Annotated in this window: 21 protein-coding genes; 12 read left to right on the top strand and 9 right to left on the bottom strand. The window is 71.4% G+C overall.

The window, feature by feature from the left end; genetic code table 11:
- Position 1 precedes the first annotated feature (1 nt).
- Together HHX41_RS06760 and HHX41_RS06755 are read right to left on the bottom strand one after the other, a co-directional pair.
- On the bottom strand, positions 2–1513 hold the full coding sequence (locus HHX41_RS06760; protein ID WP_182905208.1) for an NYN domain-containing protein: 1512 nt from the start codon (positions 1511–1513) through the stop codon (positions 2–4).
- Positions 1514–1784: 271 nt separating this feature from the next.
- Positions 1785–5270, bottom strand: coding sequence for a sigma factor (locus HHX41_RS06755; RefSeq protein WP_182905207.1), 3486 nt, complete (start codon positions 5268–5270; stop codon positions 1785–1787).
- 189 nt (positions 5271–5459) lie between these two features.
- On the opposite strand from HHX41_RS06755, the gene HHX41_RS06750 reads away from it, so the two are divergent.
- Positions 5460–6002, top strand: coding sequence for an orotate phosphoribosyltransferase (locus tag HHX41_RS06750; protein WP_169985627.1), 543 nt, complete (start codon positions 5460–5462; stop codon positions 6000–6002).
- Here HHX41_RS06750 and HHX41_RS06745 read toward each other — a convergent pair.
- Positions 5974–6423, bottom strand: a complete 450-nt coding sequence (locus HHX41_RS06745; protein ID WP_182905206.1) for a hypothetical protein — start codon at positions 6421–6423, stop codon at positions 5974–5976. The two genes, HHX41_RS06750 and HHX41_RS06745, sit on opposite strands and share 29 nt — an antisense overlap.
- Before the next feature lie 99 nt (positions 6424–6522).
- Entirely contained in the window at positions 6523–7203 is a 681-nt protein-coding gene (locus HHX41_RS06740; protein ID WP_310741802.1) for a DedA family protein, read from the bottom strand.
- Positions 7204–7381: 178 nt separating this feature from the next.
- On the opposite strand from HHX41_RS06740, the gene fbaA reads away from it, so the two are divergent.
- From fbaA to HHX41_RS06720, 4 genes are all read left to right on the top strand, one after another.
- Positions 7382–8404 (top strand): class II fructose-bisphosphate aldolase, encoded by a 1023-nt coding sequence (gene fbaA, locus HHX41_RS06735; protein WP_182905205.1) that lies wholly within the window; start codon positions 7382–7384, stop codon positions 8402–8404.
- Positions 8405–8558: 154 nt separating this feature from the next.
- On the top strand, positions 8559–8981 hold the full coding sequence (locus HHX41_RS06730; RefSeq protein WP_169985621.1) for a DUF3151 domain-containing protein: 423 nt from the start codon (positions 8559–8561) through the stop codon (positions 8979–8981).
- Positions 8982–9132: 151 nt separating this feature from the next.
- On the top strand, positions 9133–10416 hold the full coding sequence (locus tag HHX41_RS06725) for an adenylosuccinate synthase (protein WP_169985619.1): 1284 nt from the start codon (positions 9133–9135) through the stop codon (positions 10414–10416).
- Between the two features lie 73 nt (positions 10417–10489).
- Positions 10490–11416, top strand: a complete 927-nt coding sequence (locus HHX41_RS06720) for a glycerophosphodiester phosphodiesterase family protein (protein WP_182905204.1) — start codon at positions 10490–10492, stop codon at positions 11414–11416.
- A 188-nt stretch (positions 11417–11604) separates the two neighbouring features.
- Here the strand turns inward: HHX41_RS06720 and HHX41_RS06715 are convergent, their stop codons facing one another.
- From HHX41_RS06715 to sigJ, 3 genes are all read right to left on the bottom strand, one after another.
- The gene (locus HHX41_RS06715) at positions 11605–11799 is read right to left on the bottom strand and encodes a ferredoxin (protein ID WP_182905203.1); all 195 of its coding nucleotides are present in this window, start codon (positions 11797–11799) and stop codon (positions 11605–11607) included.
- A gap of 20 nt (positions 11800–11819) precedes the next feature.
- Positions 11820–13016: a cytochrome P450 gene (locus tag HHX41_RS06710; RefSeq protein WP_182905202.1), complete on the bottom strand. Its 1197-nt coding sequence runs from the start codon at positions 13014–13016 to the stop codon at positions 11820–11822.
- Positions 13017–13161: 145 nt separating this feature from the next.
- On the bottom strand, positions 13162–14088 hold the full coding sequence (gene sigJ, locus HHX41_RS06705) for an RNA polymerase sigma factor SigJ (RefSeq protein WP_182905201.1): 927 nt from the start codon (positions 14086–14088) through the stop codon (positions 13162–13164).
- Positions 14089–14270: 182 nt separating this feature from the next.
- Here sigJ and HHX41_RS06700 point away from each other — a divergent pair, with 182 nt between their 5' ends.
- Positions 14271–14654: a hypothetical protein gene (locus HHX41_RS06700; protein WP_396794121.1), complete on the top strand. Its 384-nt coding sequence runs from the start codon at positions 14271–14273 to the stop codon at positions 14652–14654.
- Positions 14655–14782: 128 nt separating this feature from the next.
- Here HHX41_RS06700 and corA read toward each other — a convergent pair whose 3' ends face one another.
- Complete coding sequence (gene corA / locus HHX41_RS06695) at positions 14783–15901, bottom strand: magnesium/cobalt transporter CorA (RefSeq protein ID WP_169985607.1); 1119 nt, start codon at positions 15899–15901, stop codon at positions 14783–14785.
- A gap of 457 nt (positions 15902–16358) precedes the next feature.
- On the opposite strand from corA, the gene purD reads away from it, so the two are divergent.
- From purD to HHX41_RS06665, 6 genes are all read left to right on the top strand, one after another.
- Positions 16359–17600 (top strand): phosphoribosylamine--glycine ligase, encoded by a 1242-nt coding sequence (purD, locus tag HHX41_RS06690; RefSeq protein WP_182905200.1) that lies wholly within the window; start codon positions 16359–16361, stop codon positions 17598–17600.
- Between the two features lie 55 nt (positions 17601–17655).
- Positions 17656–18504, top strand: coding sequence for a phosphoribosylaminoimidazolesuccinocarboxamide synthase (locus tag HHX41_RS06685; RefSeq protein ID WP_182905199.1), 849 nt, complete (start codon positions 17656–17658; stop codon positions 18502–18504).
- A gap of 177 nt (positions 18505–18681) precedes the next feature.
- Complete coding sequence (murA, locus tag HHX41_RS06680) at positions 18682–19959, top strand: UDP-N-acetylglucosamine 1-carboxyvinyltransferase (protein ID WP_182905198.1); 1278 nt, start codon at positions 18682–18684, stop codon at positions 19957–19959.
- A 262-nt stretch (positions 19960–20221) separates the two neighbouring features.
- Positions 20222–21466, top strand: coding sequence for a transcriptional regulator (locus HHX41_RS06675; protein ID WP_169985738.1), 1245 nt, complete (start codon positions 20222–20224; stop codon positions 21464–21466).
- Positions 21467–21502: 36 nt separating this feature from the next.
- On the top strand, positions 21503–22468 hold the full coding sequence (locus tag HHX41_RS06670) for an EamA family transporter (RefSeq protein WP_182905197.1): 966 nt from the start codon (positions 21503–21505) through the stop codon (positions 22466–22468).
- 141 nt (positions 22469–22609) lie between these two features.
- Positions 22610–23080 carry a Clp protease N-terminal domain-containing protein gene (locus HHX41_RS06665; RefSeq protein WP_182905196.1) on the top strand — a complete coding sequence of 157 codons (471 nt, stop codon included), beginning with the start codon at positions 22610–22612 and terminating at the stop codon, positions 23078–23080.
- Positions 23081–23191: 111 nt separating this feature from the next.
- Here HHX41_RS06665 and hisC read toward each other — a convergent pair whose 3' ends face one another.
- On the bottom strand, positions 23192–24250 hold the full coding sequence (gene hisC, locus HHX41_RS06660) for a histidinol-phosphate transaminase (protein ID WP_182905195.1): 1059 nt from the start codon (positions 24248–24250) through the stop codon (positions 23192–23194).
- Positions 24251–24294: the final 44 nt, after the last annotated feature.

Here is a 24294-nt window from a genome sequence, read left to right as displayed (position 1 = left end):
GTCAGCGGCGGGCGCGCTCGAGGGCGTCCCAGAAGCCGCGGCGCAGGGCGTGCCTGACCTCGTCGTGCAGCAGGAAGTCGATCGGCAGCGAGGACCCCTGCAGGAGGCGGGCCTCGAGGTCGGACGGCATCCGGGGCTTGCGGGCGAGCACGGCCTCCAGCCACAGCGCGGGGGCGTCGCGGGCGACCGACTCGCCGAAGTCGTGCCCCTCCTTGTGCGCCGCCTTGACCGCCTCGGCGAGCGTCGTGGTGCCTCCGGTCTGCACGGGCACCGGAGCGGGCTGCGGGCCCGTGTACGGCCCCAGCTGTGAGGGAGAGTAGGCGGCGTGGCCGGAGCCGTACTGCTGGCTCTGCACCGGGCTGCTCGGCGGCGGCTGTGCCCCCGGGGGCGGCGACGGCGGGGTGGACGCCCGGGGAGCCGGCAGCGGTGTGCTCACGGACGGCTGAGCCTGGCGCGGCGGAGCGGGCTGGGCGGGCGGCTGCTGGGACTCCGGCGAGTACCCGTTGTAGGCCGGCGGGGACGGCTGCGCCGGAAGAGCCGGACGCGCGTGGGCGGCGGAGGACCGCCCGCCGCTGTGTGCACCCGTCCCGTGTGCGCCCGCGCCCTGGGAGCCGATGCCTTGAGAGCCGGCGCCGTGGGAGTCACTGCCGTGGGCGCCGCTGCCGTGGCTGCCCACGCCGTGCGACCCGGCGCTGTGGCTTCCCGTGCCCGGTGTCCCCGTGTGTGTCCCCGTGGGGTGCGGTTGGGTGGCGTTCGAGGCCGCTCCGGAAGCGCTCAGGTGGTCCTGCGGCGGGGTGCCGTGCGCTCCCGTCACCGCCCCACCGTGCAGGCCGGTGGCGTGGCTACCCTGCGAGGGTGTCCCGTTCTGGTGGGAACCGTTGAGGTGGGTCCCGTTGGACAGCGAGCCGTTTCCGCCGTGGGGGACGAGGCCGTTGCCGTGGGACTGGCCGTTGCCGACGCCGGGGCTCGGGTCCGCCCCGGTGAGCATCGTGACGAACGGCCGGAGATGGCCGCTCCCGATCTCGATGAGGTCGTCGCACTCCTGCCGCAGGGTGCGCGCCGCCGACCATGCGCCGTCGGTGGCGATCTGCATGACGGTGACGCGGATGCCGAGGTCCTGCGCGTCGCTCACCACCTGGGTGAGGTCCTCGTCGCCGCTGACCACGACCGCGTCGCAGACCGCGTTGTTGCGCGCCAGCGTCATGAGGTCACGGTGAACCTGGGCGTCCACGCCTTCCCTGCGGCCCGGCCGGATGCGGCCGAGACGGAGCTTGAGCCCGGGGATGTCCGCCAGCACGTCGTGCTCCGGCGTACGGCGGCCCTCGACGGTCGCCTCGTACCAGTAGCAGCGCAGAAGCGGCAGGCCCGTCCGCTCTCTTGACAAGGTCGTCAGGAACTGCAGCAGGCTCGGATAGTCCCAGGAGACGGCCTCGCGATGGCGGGTCCCATGGACGGCCATCGCGCCGTCTGCCAGCAAGTAGCCGGCGTCAACGAACAGCGCGCAGCGATCCACGCGACACCGCCCTTCCTACGTGGCCCTCTCAGGGTAGTCAAGCGTGTGTTCCCGCGAGGCTGATTCCCGGCGATTCAGCCCTCGCCCGCCTGGTGGGGGGATCGGGACGCCAACACCCCTGGGGTCGGAAGCGTTCACGCCGACCGTACCAGTTTGTCCAGGTATCGCCTCCCACCAATTTGTTATCGCACGACCGCCCTTGGACGGATACGGGCCGCGGAGCCCGTGAACACGCCGGACGGTGACGGTCGGGCATCCCAGTCAGGGGATGTCAAGACCACGTCCGTGCGCTCACGACCGCGACGCCGAAGAAGACGGGGTCGCGTCTGGTGGCCAGTTGGAGCGCGGGGTGGGGTCCCAGGAGGGCGTGGAGCGTGTCGACCGCGACACCTCCGGGATCCGCGCGGCCCAGGACGCCCGAACCGCGCCGGTCCTCACGATCCCCCATGGTGACGACGCCCGCCCTGACCCCCTCGCCGTTCCAGACCATCAGATCGATCCGCGCGGGCGCGCCGTCCGGGGCGAGGCCGTCGAGGGGGAGCCGCAGGGCCCTCTCCTCGTTCCCGATCACCGCCGCGGCGTCCAGCACCACCGCCCGCGTGTACGGCTGCCGCACGTCCGCGGCCATCACCACCAGGCCCCAGGCGGAGTGCCGGACCGTACCCGCACGCGCCGGGGCGCCCGCGACCCACCAGCGGCCCCCGCCCGCCGCACGGACGAGAGAGGTCACCTCGGCGAACGCCTGATAACCGGAACCGCTCGGCAGGTCCCGCCGGGCGACCTCGGCGGCGTGCAGGGTCGCGTATCCGGGCCTTCCCGGAGCGCGCACCCGGATGTCCTGCGCGGGAACCGCCCCCCGGCCGCCGCCCGCCCAGTAGAGGCCCGCCCACAGCACGTGGCCTCCGGCCGGCAGGTCGAGATCGGCGCAACTGGACGTGCCCGTCGAGGGGTCCCTGTCGAGATCGACCGGCACGCTGACGCCCGGGCTCCGGCCGCGGCCGCCCGAGGCGGCTCCGCAGGGGCCGGACGACGCGGCGGAGCCCACGAGCACGTTGCCGACGACCCGGGCGGCGAGGCGGCCGTCCGCGGCGAAGCGCGCCGCCGCGCCCGAGGCGCGCACTCCCACGGTCGATTGGGCGGTGCTCTCCAGCCGCCCCGCCCGCACCCGCACCGTGAACGCCCGTCCCGTGGGCGCGTCCGCGGCCACCGCCACCTTCAGGAAGATCGCCGTGACCTCACCGGCGGCGAGCGGTCCCCGAGCACACCGCACCAGACGTCCCGACGCCTCACACGACCAGCCGTCGCCCGCTCCGCTCCGCGTCCGCGCGTCGCCCGCACCCCTACCCGCCGCGCGCTCCTGATCGGCGCTGTCACGCGCCGCGCCGTCCTTCCGCACGCCGTCCTGCCGCGCGTCGTTCCGCATCGCCTCGTTCTGGGCTGGGTCCGCGCCCCCACCCGCCGCGCGCTCCTGATCGGCGCTGTCACTCGCCGCGCCGTCCTCCCGCACGCCGTCCTGCCGCGGGTGGTTCTGCCCGAGGGCGCCCGGCTTCGCCTCGTGGCCCCGCCCGCCGCGCCCGTCCTGGTCCAGGTAGCGGACGCCGGGTGGCAAGGTCACCGTCGCGGTGACGTCACCGGTGGCGGCGTCGCCCGCGTTGCGCAGCCGTACGGCGACGAGCCCGGGCTGGCCGCGCAGCAGGGCGCCGAGCGGATCGACGGCGACGGCGAGCGCCTCCTTCGCCTTCCCGGGGCTCCCTGCTCCCTTCGCCTTCCCCGGGCTCCCTGCTCCCTTCGCCTTCCCCGGGCTCCCTGCTCCCTTCGCCTTCCCCGGGCTCCCTGCTCCCTTCGCCTTTCCCAGGCTGCCTGCGGCCTTCTGGGCGCCGGTGTCGCTCCGGCCCGTCGATCGGGCACGCTCCCCGGCCTGCGAGCCGCCCGGCCGTGCGAGCGGGGTGCGCCGTGTGGCGGCGTGGCGGGCCTGTGGCTCGCGCCGGTCACGAGTCGCCCCCGGCTCCTGCCGCGACCCCGCCCGCGCGCCGCCCTGCGCCTCAGCCCGGGTGCCGGCCTGGGCACGGGCCTGCTCGGGATGTTCCTGGTAGGGATGCCGGGAGAGCTGACCCCGCACCCGTTGCCGTTCGGGAACCGGACCCCGCGCAGCGTCCGCGTGGCCGGAACCCTGCTCGCGGCGCGGGAGGGCCGTGACCGTCCTGGGCTCCCGCACCGGGCGGCCGCTCGCCGGACGCCGGTTCGCCCGTCCCCCGCCGTCTGCGCCGGCAGCCGCGTGCTCTCCGCCCTCGCGGCCGGGGCGATCCTCACCCGCGTGGCCGGAGGCGGGCGGCGTTCCCGTGGTCTCCTCGCGCGGTGACCGCCGATCGGTGCCCGGGCCGGCCCTGCCGGTGATCTCGGGCATGCCGAGGGCGATGCCCGCGCCCGGCTGGTCGGCGGCGCTCCCGGACGTCCTCGGGTGCGGCCTCGGCCGGTCGTACGGAAACGGAGTCCCCGCGGATTCGGTGTCACCGGCGGCGGTCCGCGAAGAGGCGGCGCCGTCCGCGGGCCGCGGACGGTCCAGGGCCCGTTCCCCGGAGCGGCCCGCGGACAGCGTCTCCATCGGCTGGGCGACGAGCAGGAAGGCGGCGGTCGCGAGGCCGGCCACGGCGATGCCTCCCAGCACCGCCCGATGCGGCGTCGGCATGCTCCGCACCAGTGCCGACAGCCGCGCCAGCGCCGCCCGCACCCGGACGTACGCCGCCCTCGGCAGCGCGCCGGCCTTCCCGTACACGCGCCGGATCGTCGTCCGCGTCCCGCCGTATGCCGCCCCCGGCAGCGCGCCCGCCTTCCCGTACAGACGCCGGGCCGTCGTCCGCGCCCTGCCGTACGCCTCTCGGAGCAGCGCGTGCGCCCGCCCCGCGGGCCGGTCCCGCGCGCCCCGCAGGACTCTCCTCATGCGGCGGTCCGCACGGCTTTTCACCATCCCCACGTGGTGGCGGGCCGCCTCCAGCCGCGCCCGTGCCCCGCCGTACGACCGCGAGCGCGCGGTGGTGGCGGTGGCGAGATCGGCGAGGTAGTCGTCCACGGCCGGCCCGGCGACCAGCTGGCCGACGACGGCCCGCAACTCCTGGGTGAGATCGACCAGCTGGAGGAAGACCGACCGGCAGTCGATGCACTCGGCCACGTGGGCGTCGACCGCGGCGGCCTCCCCCTTGGGCAGACCGCTCTCGAGATAACGAAGGATCATCGACACGATCGGCCGGCACTCGGCCCGGGGACCGTCCTCCAGGTGCAGCCGCACGTACGCCTCCCGCAGGCCCCGGCGGGCCCTCCGGGTGAGGTCGGCCGCGGCCCTGCCCGACAGGCCGACCAGCGGGCCCGCGTCGGCGGGACCGCCGCCCTCGATCTCCACGTGCCACAGCAGCGCGCGCCAGCGCTCCGGCAACGAGCGGTACGCCCGGGCGAGCGGCGAGCGCTCCAGCCCGGCGAGTTCTGGATCCACGTAGAGGGAGTCACCGTCGGCCAGGTCGACCACTCCGGTGGCGGCGTAGCGACGCAGCGACCCGAGGAGATAGGGCCGGAACGCGGACGCGGGGCCGTCGCCCCGCCGCACCACCTCCAGGACCCTCGCGAAGGTCTCGGCGAGGAGGTCCTCCACCGCGTCCTCGCTCTGCGCGATCCGCCGCGCCAGCGACCGCGCGGCGACCGAATGCCGCCGGTAGAGCGTCCCGAAGGCCGCCGTGTCCCCTCCCCGCACGGCCTCGAGCAGTTCCATGTCGGTATGCCGGACTTCTCTACGCATTGCGACCTCGCGATTACGATGAGTTGCACGGCGATACATTCCGCAGTCCGTGTCCTGGCTAAACCGCTGAGACCTCTTTACTCTCCGTAGTCGTCGCACGCCGCCGTCCGGCCGCCGGACCCGTACGGCCCGCACGGCGTGACCGGCCGTACGCTGAGCCTCATGAGTGACCGCGAGAGACTGCTGGACGAGATCAAGAACAAGGGCATCGTGCACGGCCGGGTCGTGCTGTCCTCCGGCAAGGAGGCCGACTGGTACGTCGACCTGCGCCGCATCACCCTGGACGGGGTGGCGGCGCCGCTCGTGGGCCGCGTGATGCTGGATCTGACCGAGGACCTGGGCTACGAGGCGGTCGGCGGTCTCACGCTGGGCGCCGATCCGGTGGCGACGGCGATGCTGCACGCCGCGGCGGCCCGCGGACGCACGCTCGACGCGTTCGTGGTGCGCAAGGCGGGCAAGGCGCACGGCCTGCAGCGCAGGATCGAGGGCCCCGACGTCGCCGGACGCCGGGTGCTGGCGGTGGAGGACACGACCACGACGGGCGGGTCCGTGCTCACCGCCGTGGAGGCGCTGCGCGAGGCCGGCGCCCAGGTCGTGGGCATCGCGACGATCGTGCACCGGGGCGGCGACGAGGCGCTGGCCGCCACCGGTGTGCCGTATCGCTCCGCCTACTCCCTCACTGACTTGGGGATCGCTTCACACTGAACGCCTGCCGCTCGCCGGGCGGCCCGGGGGATCTGGCGGTTCCGTTCTCGAAGACCTGAACCGTGCTCGCGTCGTCGAGGACGACGTCGAGCTCGGGCTGGAAGTAGGACGCCTGCTCGCCCCGGGCCAGGTCCCGGTCGATGAGCACGTCGCCGCCGGGCACCCGGACGAACACGGGGCACCGGTCGGACTGGCACACCACGCGCACGGTGGGCACGCGGGGCGCGGAGGGCTCCGCGGAAGGCTCGGCGGAGGGCTGCGCCGACGGGGTGGAGGACGCGCCGGCCGCGGGCTCCTCCGATCCGAGCGTGGACAGCAGCGCCCTCGCGCCGATCACGACGACGGCGAGCAGCAGCACGACCGCCAGGCCGACCAGCGCCAGCCTGGCTATACCGAGGGGATCAGACCTGTGGCGTCCCACAACCGGGAGAGTAGCGGTTGTGAGGCATATCTCAGTACTCGTCGGTCACTTCTTGTGCGTTAGCACTTCCCGCAGGTCACCCGCCTGCGAGGAGCGACGTCACCGGTCGGCGTGGTGGCGGCCCTTGGGGACGGCGGTGGCGGCCCGGCGGTTCTTCATCACCTCGCGCACGATCGGGATGACCGACAGCAGGACGATGACGAAGACACCGGGAAGGATGAACCTGTCGATGCCCTCGACCTTGCTGCCCAGGAAATAACCGAGCAGCAGCAGCGCCTCGACCCAGACGACGCCGCCGACGACATTCCAGACGAAGAACCGTCGCGCGTCCATCTCCAGGACGCCGGCCACCGGGTTCATGAAGGTGCGGACGATCGGCATGAACCGCGCGGCGACCACGGCCTTGGCGGGGCCGAACTTCTCGAAGTAGTACTCCGCCTTCTCGACGTGCTCCCTCTTGAACAACCGCGAGTCGGGCTTGTCGAACATCCTCCTGCCGACCTTCGCCCCCAGGAAGTGGCCCAGCTGCGCCCCCGCGACCGCCGCCAGCGGCGCGCCGATCAGCAGGGTGGGCAGCGACAGGGGCGCGATCCCGAATCCGTGCGCCGCGGCCGCGGTGCTGAAAATTCCAGCGGTCACCAGCAGCGAGTCGCCGGGCAGGAAGAACCCGACGAGCAGCCCCGTCTCTGCGAATACGATGGCGATGACGCCGATCGTCGCGAAGGCGCCGAGCATGCTCAGCCACCACTTCGGGTCAATAAGGTCCAAGAGCACGTCCACGGGGCGAGCCTACCTGTCCCCGATGAGATGAGACTGAGAAGCGGCAGAGCTGTGGAAAACCGTGAATCGCGGAATGACCGCGGCTTTCCCGGCGCCGTGAACCGGCCCGGCTTTCCCGATCGGCCCGGCCTTCGGGATACTTGCCACGCCGCATACCGTCAGAAGGAGATGACTTCGCATGCCTATCGCGACTCCAGAGGTCTACGCCGAGATGCTCGACCGCGCCAAAGAGGGCGGCTTCGCGTACCCGGCGATCAACGTGACCTCGTCGCAGACCCTGCACGCCGCGCTGCGCGGCTTCGCGGAGGCGGAAAGCGACGGGATCATCCAGGTGTCGACCGGTGGCGCGGAGTTCCTCTCCGGCACCACCGTGAAGGACATGGTCACCGGGTCGGTGGCGTTCGCCGAGTTCGCCCGCGTGGTCGCCGAGAAGTACCCGGTGACGGTGGCGCTGCACACCGACCACTGCCCGAAGGACAAGCTCGGCTCGTTCGTCCGCCCGCTGCTGGAGATCTCCGCCGAGCGCGTCGCGCGCGGCCAGGACCCGCTGTTCCAGTCGCACATGTGGGACGGCTCCGCCGTGCCGCTGGACGAGAACCTCCAGATCGCCTCCGAGCTGCTCGACAAGACCGCCGCCGCCAAGGTCGTCCTCGAGATCGAGATCGGCGTCGTCGGCGGTGAGGAGGACGGCATCGTCGGCGAGATCAACGAGAAGCTCTACACGACGCCGGAGGACGCGCTGGCCGTCGCCGAGACCCTCGGCCTGGGCGAGCGCGGCCGCTACATCGTGGCCGCCACGTTCGGCAACGTCCACGGCGTGTACAAGCCGGGCCACGTCAAGCTGCGCCCGAGCGTGCTCAAGGAGATCCAGGACGCCGTCGGCGCCAAGTACGGCAAGGAGAAGCCGTTCTCGCTGGTCTTCCACGGCGGCTCCGGCTCCACCCTGGAGGAGATCCGCGAGTCGATCTCGTACGGCGTGGTGAAGATGAACATCGACACCGACACGCAGTACGCCTTCACCCGCCCGATCGTGGACCACATCTTCCGCAACTACGACGGCGTGCTGAAGGTCGACGGCGAGGTCGGCAACAAGAAGGCCTACGACCCGCGCGCGTACGGCAAGTCGGCCGAGGCCGGCATGGCCGCGCGCATCGTCGAGGCGTGCCAGCAGCTCAAGTCCGCGGGCACCAAGCTCAAGTGACGCCCTCCCCGGCCGTACGGCCGGGGACCGTGCCACCCGCCCCGGACGCAGGACCAGGGAAAAGGCGGGAACGGAAGATCCATTCTTGTATCGATCTCCGTTCCCGCCGGGCGGCCCATACCCCTGTGCGTGTTCGGCAGGTAGAACTGTCCACATGGAAACGCACGAGAACCTCCTTGCCGGCCCGCCGCCCACCCTGCTGCCGGACAACCCCGAGGCGCGGCAGATGCTCGAGTCGGGTGCCAAGGCGGCCGACGTGGCCGCGCGCTTCCCCGCCTACTCCGCGGCCTGGGGCGCCCTGGCGGACGACTACTTCGCGGCGGGCCACGCCGTCACCTCGTACGCCTTCGCGCGTACCGGCTACCACCGAGGGCTCGACCAGCTCCGCCGGGCCGGTTGGAAGGGCCACGGGCCGATCCCCTGGGAGCACGAGCCGAACCAGGGGTTCCTGCGTTGCCTGAACGCCCTCGCCCGGGCCGCGAACGCCATCGGCGAGAGGGACGAGGCCGAGCGCTGCGCCCAGTTCCTGCGTGACAGCAGCACGGCCGCCGCGGAGGCGCTGACGGCCAATCACTGACGGACTTCCGTACACGGAGCCCCGGCCGCGGTCCCCGTCTCGCGAGTTAAGACCGCGTTCACCCGCGGCATGCCCCTCGGGTAGTCTCTGTGTGCAAGAGGCCCCTGCGCGCTTGCGTCAGGGGCTTTCGTCTTGGTGCGGGAGTTAGACCATGCCGGCTGTCGTTCTCGTTGGCGCCCAGTGGGGCGATGAGGGCAAGGGGAAGGCCACCGACCTGCTGGGTGGTGACGTCGACTACGTCGTGCGTTACCAGGGTGGCAACAACGCGGGCCACACCGTCGTCATCGGCGACCAGAAGTACGCGTTGCACCTGCTCCCGACGGGTGTGCTGTCGCCCGACGTGGTGCCGGTCATCGGCAACGGGGTGGTCGTCGACCCCGGCGTGCTGCTGAGCGAGATCGACGGGCTGGCCGAGCGGGGCATCTCCTGCGAGCGGCTGCTGATCTCCGCCAACGCGCACCTGATCATGCCGCAGCACAAGGCCATCGACAAGGTCAGCGAGCGCTTCCTCGGCAAGGCCAAGATCGGCACAACCGGCCGCGGCATCGGCCCGGCGTACGGCGACAAGATCTACCGCATGGGCATCCGGGTGCAGGACCTGCTCGACCCCGGCATCCTCGGCAAGAAGATCGAGGCCGCGGTGGGCGAGAAGAACCAGATCCTCACCAAGATCTACAACCGCCGTGGGCTCGACCCGGCGAAGGTGCTGGAGGAGTACCTCGGCTACGCCGAGCGGCTGCGCCCGCACATCGCCGACACCTCGCTCGTGCTCTCGCGGGCGCTCGACCAGGACAAGGTCGTGCTGCTGGAGGGCGGGCAGGGCACGCTGCTCGACATCGACCACGGCACCTACCCCTTCGTCACCTCCAGCTCGCCCACCTCGGGCGGCGCCTGCGCCGGCTCGGGCATCCCGCCGACCCGCCTGACCAGGATCATCGGCATCCTGAAGGCGTACACGACCCGTGTGGGCTCCGGGCCGTTCCCGACCGAACTGCTGGACGAGCAGGGCGACTGGCTGCGCCAGACCGGCGGCGAGTACGGCGTGACCACCGGCCGCAACCGCCGCTGCGGCTGGTTCGACGCGGTCATCGCGCGGTACGCCACCCGGATCAACGGCGTGACCGACTTCTTCCTGACCAAGCTCGACGTGCTGTCCGGGCTGGAGCGGATCCCGGTCTGCGTCGCCTACGACGTCGACGGCGTCCGCCACGACGAGATCCCGATGACGCAGACCGAGTTCCACCACGCCACGCCGGTCTACGAGGAGCTGCCCGGCTGGCAGGAGGACATCACCAGCGCCAAGACGTTCGACGACCTGCCGCCGAACGCGCAGGCGTACGTCAGGGCGCTGGAGGAGATGAGCGGCGCCCCGATCTCCGCCATCGGCGTCGGCCCGGGCCGGACCCAGACCATCCAGATCCGTTCCCTCATCTGATGATTCGTGGCGTACGCGCCCGGAATCGGAGGGTTCCGGGCCGCGGACGGGCGAGGCGGTAAGGTACGCCGCTGTGCATGGATACGTTGAGCTGCACGGGCATCGTGGAGCCCGGGGCCTGAGGCCCGAGAACACCCTGCCCGGCCTGGCCTTCGCGCTGGAGCTGGGGGTCGACGCGCTGGAGTTCGACGTCGCCATGTCCGCGGACGGGCAGCTCGTGCTCACCCACGACCTGCACGTGTCCCCGGTGACCAGCGCCGACACCGGGATGGCCGCGCCGGGGGACGAGATGTTCCCCTACGTCGGCAAGCCGATCATCGCGCTCGCACTGCCCCAGTTGCGGACCCTCGACGTCGGCGTACGCCTGCCGGAGCGGCCGGACGACCGCTTCGCGCTCACGCAGGTGCCGCTGCCGGACACCCGGATGCCGACGCTCGGAGCGGTGCTCGGCCTGATCGGCGCGCTCGGCGCGGATCACGTGCGCCTCCACGTCGAGCTGAAGTCCGATCCCACCCGTCCCGACCTGTGCGCCGACCCGCGCCGGTTCGTCGAGGAGGTCGTGCACGAACTCGACCGGCACGACCGGCTGTCGAGGGCGTCCCTGCTCAGCTTCGACTGGCGCGTCCTGGAGATCGCCAGGCCGATGGTCGAGCGGCGCTACGCCCTGGTCGAGCGCGACACGATGACTCCCGCCTGGATGAACGGCATCCGCCTCGGCGAGGCCGGCGGCGACCTCGCGGCGGCGGCCGCGGCGGTGGGGGCGACGACGCTGTCCCCCGACCGCGTGCTCGTCGACGAGGCGCTGATGGCCGGGGCGGCCCGGCAGGGCCTGCCGGTCGTGGTGTGGACGGTCAACGAGCCCGACGAGGCCGCCCGCCTGATCGACATGGGCGTGGCCGGCATCGTCACCGACTACCCCGACCGCATGCGCCGCCTGTGGAAGGCCCGCGGCCTGTCGCTGCCCGATCCCGTGACCCCGCTGAGGACAGTGGGAGCCTGAGGCCCAGCCCTCCGCGGCCGGACAGGGGAAGAGCCCCGCCCGGGCCTTCGACGGCCGGGACGGGGCTCCAGGGTCACCCACAAGAATGGCTTGCACAGCCGATTACCAGCCAACAGCATCGGACCGTGCGCGTCAAGTCGCTGAGCGTCACCCGGGCCGGCGTGTCGCGCGCGTTCACTCCTCCACGGTCACTCCTCCACGGAGAGCGCGCCGGACGGGCAGAGCTGGACGGCCCTGTTCACGGCGGGCCCGAGGGCGGCCGGGGGCTCGGCGTCGAGCACCACGACCGTCCCGTCGTCCTCGCTCTGGTCGAACACCTGGGGCAGCGTGAGCGCGCACATCCCCGCACCGACACACCGGCCGGCGTCCGCCTTGATCTTCATCGTTCCCCCAGCGACTTTCCTCACCAGAGCACCGGCAGGCGGTGCACACCGTAGATCGCCATTTTGGACCGCAGCGGCACCTCCCGCGCCGGCACGGCCAGGCGCAGGTTGGGGAAGCGGCGCAGCAGAGCGGGATAGGCGATGCGCATCTCGATCCGGGCGAGTTGCTGGCCCAGGCACTGGTGGATGCCGTGCCCGAAGCTCAGGTGCCCGTGCGCCGGCCGGGTCACGTCGAGGTTGTCACCGCCCTCGAACCGCCCGGGATCGCGGTTCGCCGCCCCCAGGGACAGCGTCACCGACTCGCCCGCCCTGATCAGGGCGCCGCCGATCTCCACGTCCTCCAGGGCCGTACGGGTCGGCCCTATGTGCACGATGCTGAGGTGGCGCAGCAGTTCCTCCACCGCGTTGTCGACGGCGGCCGGGTCGTCCCGCACGACGGCGAGCTGTCCGGGGTTGGTCAGCAGCGCGAACGTGCCGAGGCCGAGCATGTTCGCGGTCGTCTCGTGCCCTGCGATGAGCAGCAGCAGCGCCACGCCGCCGAGCTCCTCGGTCGTCAGCTCCCCGCCCATGACCAGACCGCTCAGCATGTCGTCGTCCGGCTCCTTCGCCTTCAACGCGACGAGGCCGTGCAGGTAGGAGAGCAGATCCTGCACCGCCGCCCGGACGTCCTCCATCGACGAGTCCAGGTTCACCAGCACCGCCGAGTCGCGCTGGAACTTCTCCCGGTCCTCGTACGGCACGCCGAGCATCTCGCAGATCACCAGCGAGGGGATGGGCAGTGCGAAGGACTCGACGAGGTCGGAGGGGGCGCCCTCGCGCTCCATCGCGTCGAGCCGGCTCTCGGTGATCTCGTGAATCCTCGGTTCGAGCTGCTTCATCCGCCGTACGGTGAACTGGCCGGTCAGGAGGCGGCGGTAGCGGGTGTGCTCGGGGGGATCCATGCGCAGGAAGAACCCCGGGGTCAGCGGCTCCTTGTTGAACTCGCCGCGCTGGGGGATCGGCGAGTGCAGCAGTTCGGGGCGGGTGCTGAAGCGGTTGTCGGCCAGGATCGCGCGTGCCTCGGCGTAGCCGGTCACCAGCCAGCCCTCGTGCCCGTCCGCGTACGTCATCCGCTGGACCGGCGCCTCGTCGCGGCGGCGCGCCAGTTCGTCCGGTGGATCGAAGGCACGTTCGCGCGCCAGGGGGAAAGTCGCCAACCGGGGTGTCGCCTCTGTCATGACACGCTCCTGCGAGAGTGGAAACGGTCGATGTGTCGAGCGGCCCGCTCCCCCCACCTAACAACATCATCTGACATACCGCAATGACCGATTGCTCATGATTGCGGTCATGAAGCGTACGTGTTGAGGCGAATACCGCTGGTTGTCAGCGCGTCGTCCACGGCCGGAGCTTGTCGGGGTTGAGGATCGCCCAGATGTGCGTGATCCGGTCGCCTGCGATATCGAACGCCATCACCGACACGGTGACGCCCTCCTGCCGGGCCACCAGACCGGGCTGGCCGTTGACCGTGCACTCCAGGATCGTCACCCCGGGCACCGCACTGGCCCGATCCACGAAGAACCGGGCGATCCGCTCGGCGCCCTCGACCGGACGGGGCTCGGCGCCGACGAGTCCGCCGCCGTCGCCGGTCGCCGTGGCGCCGGGGGCGAGAAGGCCGATGAGGGCGTCGATGTCCCCGGCCTCCCACGCCTGCTTGAAGTCCCTCACGATGCCGGCGCGCCGGGCCGCCGGGGTCGCGGGGGCCTGTGCGTCACGGATGCGGCGGCGGGCCGAGGAGGCCAGCTGGCGGCAGGCCGCCGGGGTGCGGCCGACGATCTCGGCCACCTCGGCGAAGGAGTAGCGGAAGACGTCGTGCAGGACGAACGCGACCCGCTCGGCCGGGGTCATCGAGTCGAGCACGACGAGGAACGCCATACTGACCGACTCGTCCAGGGTGACCCGGTCGGCCGGGTCGGCGGTGATGCCCGGCCGCCCGTCGGTCCACTCCGCGGGCTCGGGCAGCGGCTCGGGAATCCATTCCCCCACGTAGCGCTCCCGCCGGGCCCGTGCCGAGCCGAGCAGGTCGAGGCAGATGCGACTGGCGACCGTCGTCAGCCAGCCGCCGGGGGACTCGACGGCCTCCTGCCGCTGCCGCGACATGGCGTACCAGCGGGCGTAGGTCTCCTGCACGACGTCCTCGGCGTCGGCCAGGGAGCCGAGGAGCCGATACGCGAGGTTGATCAGCCTGCGCCGCTCGTTCATGATCACGCCCAGGCTCGGGTCGAGCCCTTCCGGCTCGGACTGGATCGTCATGGTGTCTCCGGCCCCCCTTGGTCGCATCCGTCCTCACTGGGTTCGACGAGACGTCCGGCCCAACTGTGAGGTCGCGGCGTCGCCTCACATAGCGAGGGGGTGTGTCGTCGTACCGCTGAGACCGACCCCGGTGGAGAGGAAACCGATCATGGAGCCCGTGAACGTCGCGATCATTTACTACAGTGCCACGGGCACCGTGCACGCCTTGGCGCGAGCCGCCGCCGAGGGCGCGGAGAAGACCGGCGCACACGTGCGGCTGCGGCCCCCTGTGGTACCAGGGCAAGCTCGCGGACAAGGTGTACTCGGCCTTCACCGCCTCCAGCACCGCCCACGGCGGACAGGAATCCACCCTCCTGGCGTTGGGGAACACGTTCTACCACTGGGGCGGCGTCATCGTGCCCCCCGGCTACACCGACCCCGTCCAGTTCAAGTCAGGCAATCCGTACGGCACCTCTCACGTGTCCGGTGAGGGCGCACCCGGCGAGGTGTCCTTGCAGGCGGCCCGTCACCAGGCCCGCCGCGTCGCCCGCACCGCGGCCTTGCTGAAGGGCGGCCGCGCCGCCTGATCGGCACTTGCCGATGCCTGATCCGGCACAGGCGCGTCCTGGAGAGGGGGAGACGCCCACCGGGACGCGCGTGGGCGGCGGCCGAGGCTGACGGCACGCCTCCGGGCGCGTCCCCGGGGGAAGGGCGGTCAGAGCCAGCCGTTACGGCGGAAGGCGCGGTGCAGGAGCGTGCACGCGACGACCATCACGCCGAGCACGACGGGGTAGCCGTACACGGACTTGATCTCGGGCATGTGGTCGAAGTTCATCCCGTAGATCCCGGCGATCATCGTGGGGACCGAGATGATCGCCACCCATGAGGAGATCTTGCGCATGTCCTCGTTCGCGAGGGCGTTGGAGCGCGCCAGCGCGGCCTGGAGGATCGAGTCGGACAGCTCGTTGGACGCCTGGACCTGCTCGCACACGCGGGACAGGTGGTCGCCGACGTCGCGGAAGTACTCACGCATCTCGGAGGGGATGCTGCGCCGCTGGGGAAGGGCGTTGAAGGGGGTCTGGAGCGGTCCGACCGCCCGCTTGAGCTCCAGCATCTCGCGCTTGAGCTGGTAGATCCTGTTGATGTCGCGGGAGCTGACCTCGGCGAAGACGGCCGCCTCGACCTCTTCGAGCTCGGCCTGCATGAGGTCGGCCACCTGCAGGTACCTGTCCACGACGTGGTCGGCGATGGCGTGCAGGACACCCGTCGGGCCGCGGTTGATCAGCTTCTGCTTCGACTCGAGCTTCTCGCGGATCTCGCCCAGCGGGCAGTAGCGGCCGTGCCGTACGGTCACCACGAAGTCGGGCCCGACGAACGCCATGATCTCGCCGGTGCCGATGATCTCGCTGCTCGCCGTCGACACCTCGTGGTCGAGGAACTCGACGGTCTTGAGCACCACGAACAGCGAGTCGCCGTACCGCTCCACCTTGGGCCGCTGGTGGGCCTTGATGGCGTCCTCGACGGCGAGCGGGTGCAGGCCGAACACCTCCGCCAGCCACTCGACCTCGGGCGCGGCGGGCTCGTGCAGACCGACCCAGACGTACGCGTCGGGCATCTCGTTGGCCTCGTTGTGCTCGCGGACCAGCCGCACGGCCTCCGGTATGCCACCGGCGGCGACCTTCTTGCCTGCGACATAGGCGCCGAACTCGACGAGCGAGTTGCTCGGCGGCACGCAGCGGACGACGGGCTCGGCGTTCATCGACGCGGCGCCGATGTGCGTGGGCAGCACACGGGTGTGCCTGTTGATGCGGGGAAAGAGCAGAGAGGAGCGCATGGCGGTCCCTTCCCGCCCGAGCCGGCACGCTCTACGCGCGACGTGATGTCACCCCTTCATACAGGCGTGAGCTGCCCCTCGGGCTTCAGTTTCGGAGTGGTCGGGAATGCGCACGACGTACGTGCGCGAGCACGTACTGACGGGATCACCAGAATTCATCCCAGACCACCTCCAATCGCCACGAGACAGCGTGAAGCCTGGCTAACTTACCACATTGCCGCTCGGCGGCTTTTCCAGAGTACCCGCGTCAAGTGCCGTCGATCATGCACTTCTTGCCAAAAACAACCCGAGCAAACTAGCCATCGGTGTGTATCCCCACTTGAACCACCCCACTCAAGACAACCCTGAGGCGCCCGCGGGAGCCGCGAGGGGCGCGACCGTGGTCTGGACTGAGGTGACCTCAAGGCGCCCGAGCAGCCGAGCGAAGCGAGGCGGGAAACACTGCGACAATGGACGGGTGCGCGTACTTGTCATCGGTTCCGGGGGCCGCGAGCACGCTCTGTGCCGGGCCCTGCGGCTCGACCCCGCCGTCGAAGAGGTCCACTGTGCTCCCGGCAACGCCGGCATCGCCGACGTGGCCACCCTGCACCAGGTCACGGCGACCGACGGCGCGGCGGTGACCGCGCTCGCGGAGCGGCTGGGCGCCGACCTCGTCGTGATCGGTCCCGAGGCGCCGCTGGTCGCCGGCGTCGCCGACGCCGTCAGGGAGGCCGGGATCGCCTGCTTCGGGCCGTCGGCGCGGGCGGCGGAGATCGAGGGATCCAAGGCGTTCGCGAAGGACGTGATGACCGCCGCCGGAGTGCCGACCGCGCGCGCGTACACCTGCACCACGGAGGACGAGGCCGCGGCGGCGCTCGACGCGTTCGGCGCGCCGTACGTCGTGAAGGACGACGGCCTGGCCGCGGGCAAGGGCGTGGTCGTGACCGACAGCCGCGAGGAGGCCCTGGAGCACGCCAGGGCGTGCGGGCGGGTCGTCATCGAGGAGTACCTCGACGGCCCCGAGGTGTCGCTGTTCGCGCTGTGCGACGGCACGGACGCCGTGGCGCTGCAGCCGGCCCAGGATTTCAAGCGGGCCTACGACGGCGACAAGGGCCCCAACACCGGCGGCATGGGGGCCTACACCCCCCTGTCCTGGGCGCCCGAGGACCTGTCCGAGCGGGTCATGGAAGAGATCGTGCGCCCGACCGTGGCCGAGATGTCCCGGCGCGGCATGCCGTACGCGGGAGTGCTGTACGCCGGGCTGGCGCTGACCTCGGCCGGTCCCCGGGTGATCGAGTTCAACGCGCGGTTCGGCGACCCGGAGACCCAGGTCGTGCTCGACCGGCTGGAGACCCCGCTCGGCGGGCTGCTGCTGGCGTGCGCGACCGGCACGCTCGCCGGGCACCCGCCGCTGCGGTGGCGTGACGGCGCCGCCGTGACCGTGGTGCTCGCCGCGGAGAACTACCCGGCCGACCCGGTGAAGGGCGACCCGATCGCGGGGCTGCCGGTCACGGTCGAGGGCGCGTACGCGCTGCACGCGGGCACGTCCCTCGACGCGGAGAACCGGCTGGTGTCCAACGGCGGACGGGTCCTCAACGTGGTCGGCACGGGCGCGGACGTCGCCCAGGCCAGGGCGCGGGCGTACGAGGCCCTGGAGCAGATCACGCTGCGCGGCTCCCACCACCGCTCCGACATCGCGCTCGCCGCCGCGTCGTCCTGACACCCCGGCTCTCCCCCCTGCTCAACACGGGTGGGAGAGCTGGGAAGATGGGACTGTGAAGCACCTGCACTCCGGCAAGGTACGCGACCTCTACGAGATGCCCGACGGGCTGCTGCTGATGGTCGCGTCCGACCGCATTTCGGCCTTCGACTACGTGCTCGAACCCGGCATCCCCGACAAGGGAGAGATCCTCACCCGGTTGTCGCTGTGGTGGTTCGAGCAGCTCAAGGACGTCGTTCCGCACCACGTGGTCTCGACCGACGTCCCGGCGGAGTTCGCCGGTCGCGGAGTGCTGTGCCGCAGACTGCGGATGGTGCCGGTCGAGTGCGTGGCGCGCGGCTACCTCACCGGCTCGGGCCTGGTGGACTACCGCAGGGAGGGCGTCGTCTCCGGCGTGCGGCTCCCGGAAGGGCTCACCGACGGCTCGCGGCTGCCCGAGCCGATCTTCACACCGTCTTCCAAGGCCCCGATGGGCGAGCACGACGAGCCCATGACGTACGACGAGGTCGTGGCGGAGGTCGGCGGGGACGTGGCCGAGCGGCTGCGCCGGATCACCCTCGACGTCTACAGCCGCGGGGCCGAGATCGCATTGGAACGCGGCATCATTCTGGCCGACACCAAAATCGAGCTGGGTTTCGACGCCGACGGCGTGCTGACGCTGGGAGACGAGGTGCTGACGCCGGACTCCTCCCGCTTCTGGCCCCTCGACCAGTGGGAGCCGGGCCGCTCCCAGCCGTCGTTCGACAAGCAGTTCGTCAGAGACTGGCTGCTGTCCCCCGAGTCGGGCTGGGACAGGTCGTCCGGCGAGGCGCCCCCGCCGCTGCCCGACGAGATCGTCGAGCGCACCCGCAGCCGCTACGTCGAGGCGTACGAACGGCTCACCGGAGAGCGCTTCCGCGGCTGAATCACACAGGTCACACAAGTAGTCTCAAGTGACCCGTTCCCCCGCGTGTTCCGGGGGTAGTTCCACCCCCGAAACTCCCGGCACAGCGGCTACTCTAGGCCGATCGTCCTCGCCGACGACTCGGCCGCCGGCTGACGGGAGTCCCCCGCCTTTCCCCCATACATAGGAGTCGAACCCATGGTCCGTTACCGCGTGCGCGGTGGCAATGTACTGCGTGGAACCGCCTTCATCCAGGGCGCGAAGAACGCCGTACTGCCCATGATCGGGGCGGCGCTGCTCGCGTCCGAGGGCCGCACGGTGCTCCGGAACGTGCCCGTCATCGAGGACGTGCGCCGGGCCGTCGAACTCGCCCAGGCCGTGGGCGCGAAGGTGGAGTTCCACGAGAGCGAGCGGACGCTCGTCATCGACGCCTCCCGCCTGACCAGCCCGGTCCTGCCCGCGGAAATCGCCCGCCGGTTCCGGGGGTCGGTGCTGTTCGTCCCCGCGCTGCTCCACCGCCTCGGCGAGGCGATCATCGAGGGCATCGGCGGGTGCAACCTCGGCAGCCGCAACCTCGACTTCCACTACCTGGGCTACAAGCGCCTGGGCGCGATGGTGGACGAGGGCGAGTCGGTCATCCACATCAAGGCCGGCGGCCTGGTCGGCGCTCCGCTCTACCTCGACACCCCGTCGCACACCGGCACCGAGAACCTGATCATGGCCGCCGCGCTGGCGCGGGGCACCACCGTCATCGAGAACGCGGCCCTCGAACCCGAGGTGCTCGACGTCATCACGATGCTGAGCCGGATGGGCGCGCGTATCCGCGGCGGCGGCACGGGCTTCATCACGGTCGAGGGCGTGGACGAGCTGACCGCGGTCGAGCACACGGTCATGCCGGACCGGCTCGACGCGGGCGTGTTCGCGATGGCCGCGGCGATCACGGGCGGCGACGTGAGCCTGGTCGGCGCATCGCTGGAGCACCTCGGCGTGGTTCGGTGGAAGCTGGAGCAGATGGGCGTCGAATTCGAGCAGCACGGCGCCGTACTGCAGGTGCGCCGCAACCGCCCGCTGCGCCCGATCAACGTCATCACCGACACCTACCCCGGCTTCGCGACCGACCTGCAGTCGCCGCTGATGACCGTCGCCTGCCTCGCGGAGGGCTCCAGCTACATCCACGAGCGCATCTTCGACGGCCGCTTCGCACTGGCGGGCGAGCTGAACAAGATGAGCGCGAACGTCGAAGTCGAGGGCAGCCGGGCGGTCGTGCACGGCCCGACTCCGCTGCGCGGCACCGACGTGACGGCCCACGACCTGCGGTCGGGAATCGCCCTCGTGCTCGCCGGTCTCGCCGCGGAGGGTGAGACGACCATCGGGTCCGGATATCTCATCGACCGTGGGCACGCCGCGCTCGCCCAGCGTATGCAGGCACTCGGGGCAGATGTGGTGCGTGAAATTTCCACTTCGGACGGGGACTGAGTCCGGAAACCTTTACTAATGCCCTGACCAGGAGAGACCTTCCGAATTACGGAACCGCCGGGACTACCCAGAATGGTATTCCGGTAAATCTGGGCGTGACATTACGGCCTTAACCAGCGATCGTTCCAAAGAGAAGCCACAACAACGAGGGCGACGTGGGATGGGACGAACATTGGTCGAGCGCACGGAAGACACTGCGCGCGGGTCACGTCTGGGCACGGTGACACCCGACCTCACCATCGGCGTGGTGGGGTCGCACGATCTGGTCGAGCGGGTGATGCTCATGGGGCACTCGGCTGCCCCGGTGCCCTGCCGGCTGGTCGCCGCCGCGTACCGAGACGAGCAGGAGGCGGCGGACAAGGTGACCCGGCTCGGTCCGGGTGTGGACGCGTGTCTGTTCGCGAGCCCGGTGCCCTTCGAGCTCGCGCGGCGGGCCGGGGTGCTGACGATGCCCGCGACGCACGTGCAGCTCGGCGGGGCCGCGATCGTGGCGGCGATCGCGCGGGCCGCGCTGGATGAGCGAATCGATCCGCGCCGGGTGAGCGTCGACGTGCTCGGCCGGCCGGAGATCGACGAGGCGTACGCGGACCTCAACCTCTCCTCCGGAGAGGTGCACAGCCGGGACGAGCCGGGCCCGGTCGGCACGATCACGGCCTTTCACGAGCGGCTGCTCCGCCAGGGGGCCACGACGGGCGCGCTCACCTGCGTCCAGGGCGTGGCCGACCGGCTGACATCCGCCGGGGTGCCGGTGGTGCCGATACGGCCGACCTCCGCGGCCGTACGCACGGCGCTGCACACGGCGGCGCTGCTCGGCGCACGCCACCGGCTGGAGGAGTCGCAGCTCACGGTGGTGCTGGTCGAGGTGCCGACGCTACGCGAACCGGTTCGGCGGGCCGCGCCGCGCTACTGGCGTGACGAGCTGCGGCTGTCGCTGCACCGCCTGCTCGTGCAGGAGGCCAACCGGATCAACGCGAGCGTGTGGCCGATCGACGACCACAGCTACCTGGTGGTGGCCACCAAGGGCTCGATCGCGGCGGCCACCGACGGGTTCCGGATCCTGCCGTTCGCCGCCAGGATCCGCGAGGAGCTGGGCCTGGCCGTCGAGGTGGGTGTGGGGATGGGCCGCACCACGCACGAGGCCGAGACACACGCGAGGGGCGCGCTCGCCCGCACCCAGGGCGGCAAGCAGCCGCAGGGCTTCGCGGTGGACAGGGAGGGCCGCGCACTGGTGCCGCCGCCCCGGATGCCGCCCCAGCCCGGCGGGCCGATCAAGCCCAAGGGGGTCGAGGTGCTGGCGCGCCTGGCCGCCAAGCTGGAGGGTGGGGACACGGTCGTGGACGCGGAGGGCGCCGGGCGCATGCTCGGGGTGACCCCGCGTACGGCCAGGCGGTTGCTGCGCACGCTGGTTGACGAGGGACTCGCGTGGCCGCTTCCGCCGAACCGCACTCCCCAGCCGGGCCGGCCGCGTCAGCTCTACCGGCTCATCGTGGAGAAGCTGAACCGGTAATCAGCGTCCGGAAGCGACGCTCTATCGTCATGACCCATGGAACGGAACGGTCATGACGTACGGGTGTGGTTGGCCTTGGCGGCCGTGTACGTGGTGTGGGGCTCGACGTACCTCGGCATCGCCATCGCCATCCGGACCCTTCCGCCGATGACGAGCGGTGGTCTCCGTTTCGTCGCGGCGGCGCTGGTCCTCGGCGGGGTCCTGCTCGTCAGGGCCGTGCCGTTCAGGATGAGATGGCAGGAGTTCGGCGGCGCCGCGCTCGTCGGGCTCCTGCTCCTCGCCGGGGGCAACGGCATGGTCGCCGTGGCCGAGCAGCACATCTCCAGCGGCCTGGCCGCGCTGCTCGTCGCCTCGACCCCGCTGTGGCTGATCGTGCTCAGGACGGTCTTCCGCGACCGGCCGCACGTGCTGACGCTGGCCGGGGTGCTGGTCGGCTTCGCCGGCGTCGCCTTCCTCTCACTGCACGGCGGCAACGCGTCGGGCAGCGGGGCAGGCATCACCGTGGTGCTGCTGGGCTCGGTGTCGTGGTCGCTGGGGTCGTTCCTGTCCCCGCGGATCCCGATGCCGGCCAACCCGTTCGTGGCCAGCACGATCGAGATGGCGGTGGGCGGCGCCGCGCTGCTCGTCATGGGCGCCGCGCAGGGCGAGCGTCTGCATCTCGCCTCGGTGAGCGGGCAGTCGTGGGCGGCCCTGGCCTACCTGGTGCTGGTGGGCTCCCTGGTCGGCTTCACCTCGTACATCTGGCTGCTCGGCCACGCGCCGATCTCGCTCGTGTCCACCTACGCGTACGTGAACCCGGTGGTGGCGGTGATCCTCGGAGCGGCGATCCTGTCGGAACCGGTCACCGCGGCCATGCTCGTCGCGGGAGGCCTGATCGTCGCGGGGGTCGCGCTGGTGGTCTCCACCGAGCGCCGCAACCGGGTGGATGGGAGGCCTGCGGAGCAGGAGACCCCCGCGGGTGCCGGGAGCCATCCGGCCGCGCAGCCGGCCTCCGAACCGTGAACGCCCCATAGCGCCCGCCGGCCGCGCGCCTGCGAGTTTTACCGAGATCCACTACCGTCACAGGGCAATTCAGTCATCACGGCGGACGACGTCCGCCGGACCCGAATGGGTTCACTGAACTGCATTGCGAGGAGCGGCGGTATGTACGAGAAATTCACCAACCGAGCGCGACGCGTCGTCATCCTGGCCCAGGAGGAGGCCAGGATGTTCAGCCACCCGTCCATCGGCACCGAGCACGTTCTCCTCGGTCTGATCCGTGAGGACGAGGGCATCGGCGCCCAGGTACTCAAGAGCGCGGTGCTCAAGGGCCTGGGCCTGACCCTCGAGGATGTGCGCCTGCGGGTCAAGGAGATCATCGGGCAAGGCCAGGCGGCTCCGAATCCGGGTGAGCCCATTCCGTTCAGCCCGTCGGGTGGCAAGCTCCTCGAGTCGGCGAACCAGGAGTCCGTACGGCTCGGCCACGACCGCATCGGCACCGAGCACATCCTGCTCGGGCTCATCCGCGACGGCGAGAGTGGGGCGTCGCGGATCCTGGTCGAGCTCGGAGCCGGTCTCGACCAGATAGGGGAGAGCACGAACGCGCTCGTCCGGCAGTACTACCCCGCTCGCTAGGACCCGTTCCCACCGACTCAGCGCAGGGTTAGCCGGGCCTCGGCTCCGATGCGGGACAGCTTCTCCGGGTCGCGGACGCAGTAGAGACCGGTGAGCGGCCCGGCGCCCGTGTCAGCGCCTGAACTCCGCGGCGGCGGCGAGGAAGACGTCGTTGGACTCGGGGTCGCCGATGGAGATCCGGGCCCCCTCGCCCTCGAACGGGCGCACCGCGACGCCCACGGCCGCGCACTCGCCGGCGAACTCCATCGTGCGCTCGCCGAGGCGCAACCAGACGAAGTTGGCCTCGGTGGGCGGGACGGTCCAGCCCTGCGACAGCAGCGTCTCCCGGACGCGGGCGCGCTCCTTGACCACGTTCTCGACCCGCTCCTGCAACTCGTCCTCCGCCTGCAGGGACGCGATCGCGGCGGCCTGCGCGAGGTGGTTGACCGCGAAGGGCAGCAGCGTCTTCCGGACGGCGGCGGCGACGGGCTCGTGCCCGATCAGGTAGCCGACCCGCAGCCCCGCGAGGCCGTACGCCTTGGAGAACGTGCGCAGGACGGCGACGTTGGGACGGTCGCGGTAGAGCGTGAGGCCGTCGGGCACGTCCACGTCCCTGACGTACTCCCGGTAGGCCTCGTCGAGGACGACGGTGACGTTCTCCGGCACGCGGTCGAGGAAGCGCACGAGCTCCTCGGTCCGGTTCGCCGTCCCGGTCGGGTTGTTGGGGTTGCACACGAAGACCAGGCGCGTCTCGGGCGTGATGGCCTCGGCCATCGCGTCGAGGTCGTGCGTCTCGTCGCGCAGCGGCACCTCGACGGCGTTGGCGCCCGAGAGGCCGACCAGCAGCGGGTAGGCCTCGAAGGAGCGCCAGGCGTAGACCACGTCGGCGCCGGGCTCACCGACCGCTTCGAGGATCTGCTGGGCGACCGCCACCGATCCGGCGCCGAGCGCGACGTGGTCGTAGGGCACCCCGAACCGTTCGGCGAGCGTCTCGGTAAGCCGGACCGCACCGGGGTCGGGATAACGGTGGATCTCCGTGGCCGCCCGCGCGATCGCCTCCACCACCGACGGCAGGGGCCCGAAGGGGCTCTCGTTGGAGGACAGCTTGTAGGACCGGCCGTCCGGGGAGACCACGGCCTTGCCGGGCTTGTAGGCCGGCATGGTGTCGAGGATCGAGCGGAATCGAGGCATGCCCTAACGATAGGAGATTCGCCTGTTCCGGCGGCACCCCGTAC

The organism is Microbispora sp. H13382, from assembly GCF_014161445.1.
Lineage (GTDB): Bacteria > Actinomycetota > Actinomycetes > Streptosporangiales > Streptosporangiaceae > Microbispora.
This window is presented reverse-complemented; position numbering and strand designations above follow the sequence as displayed.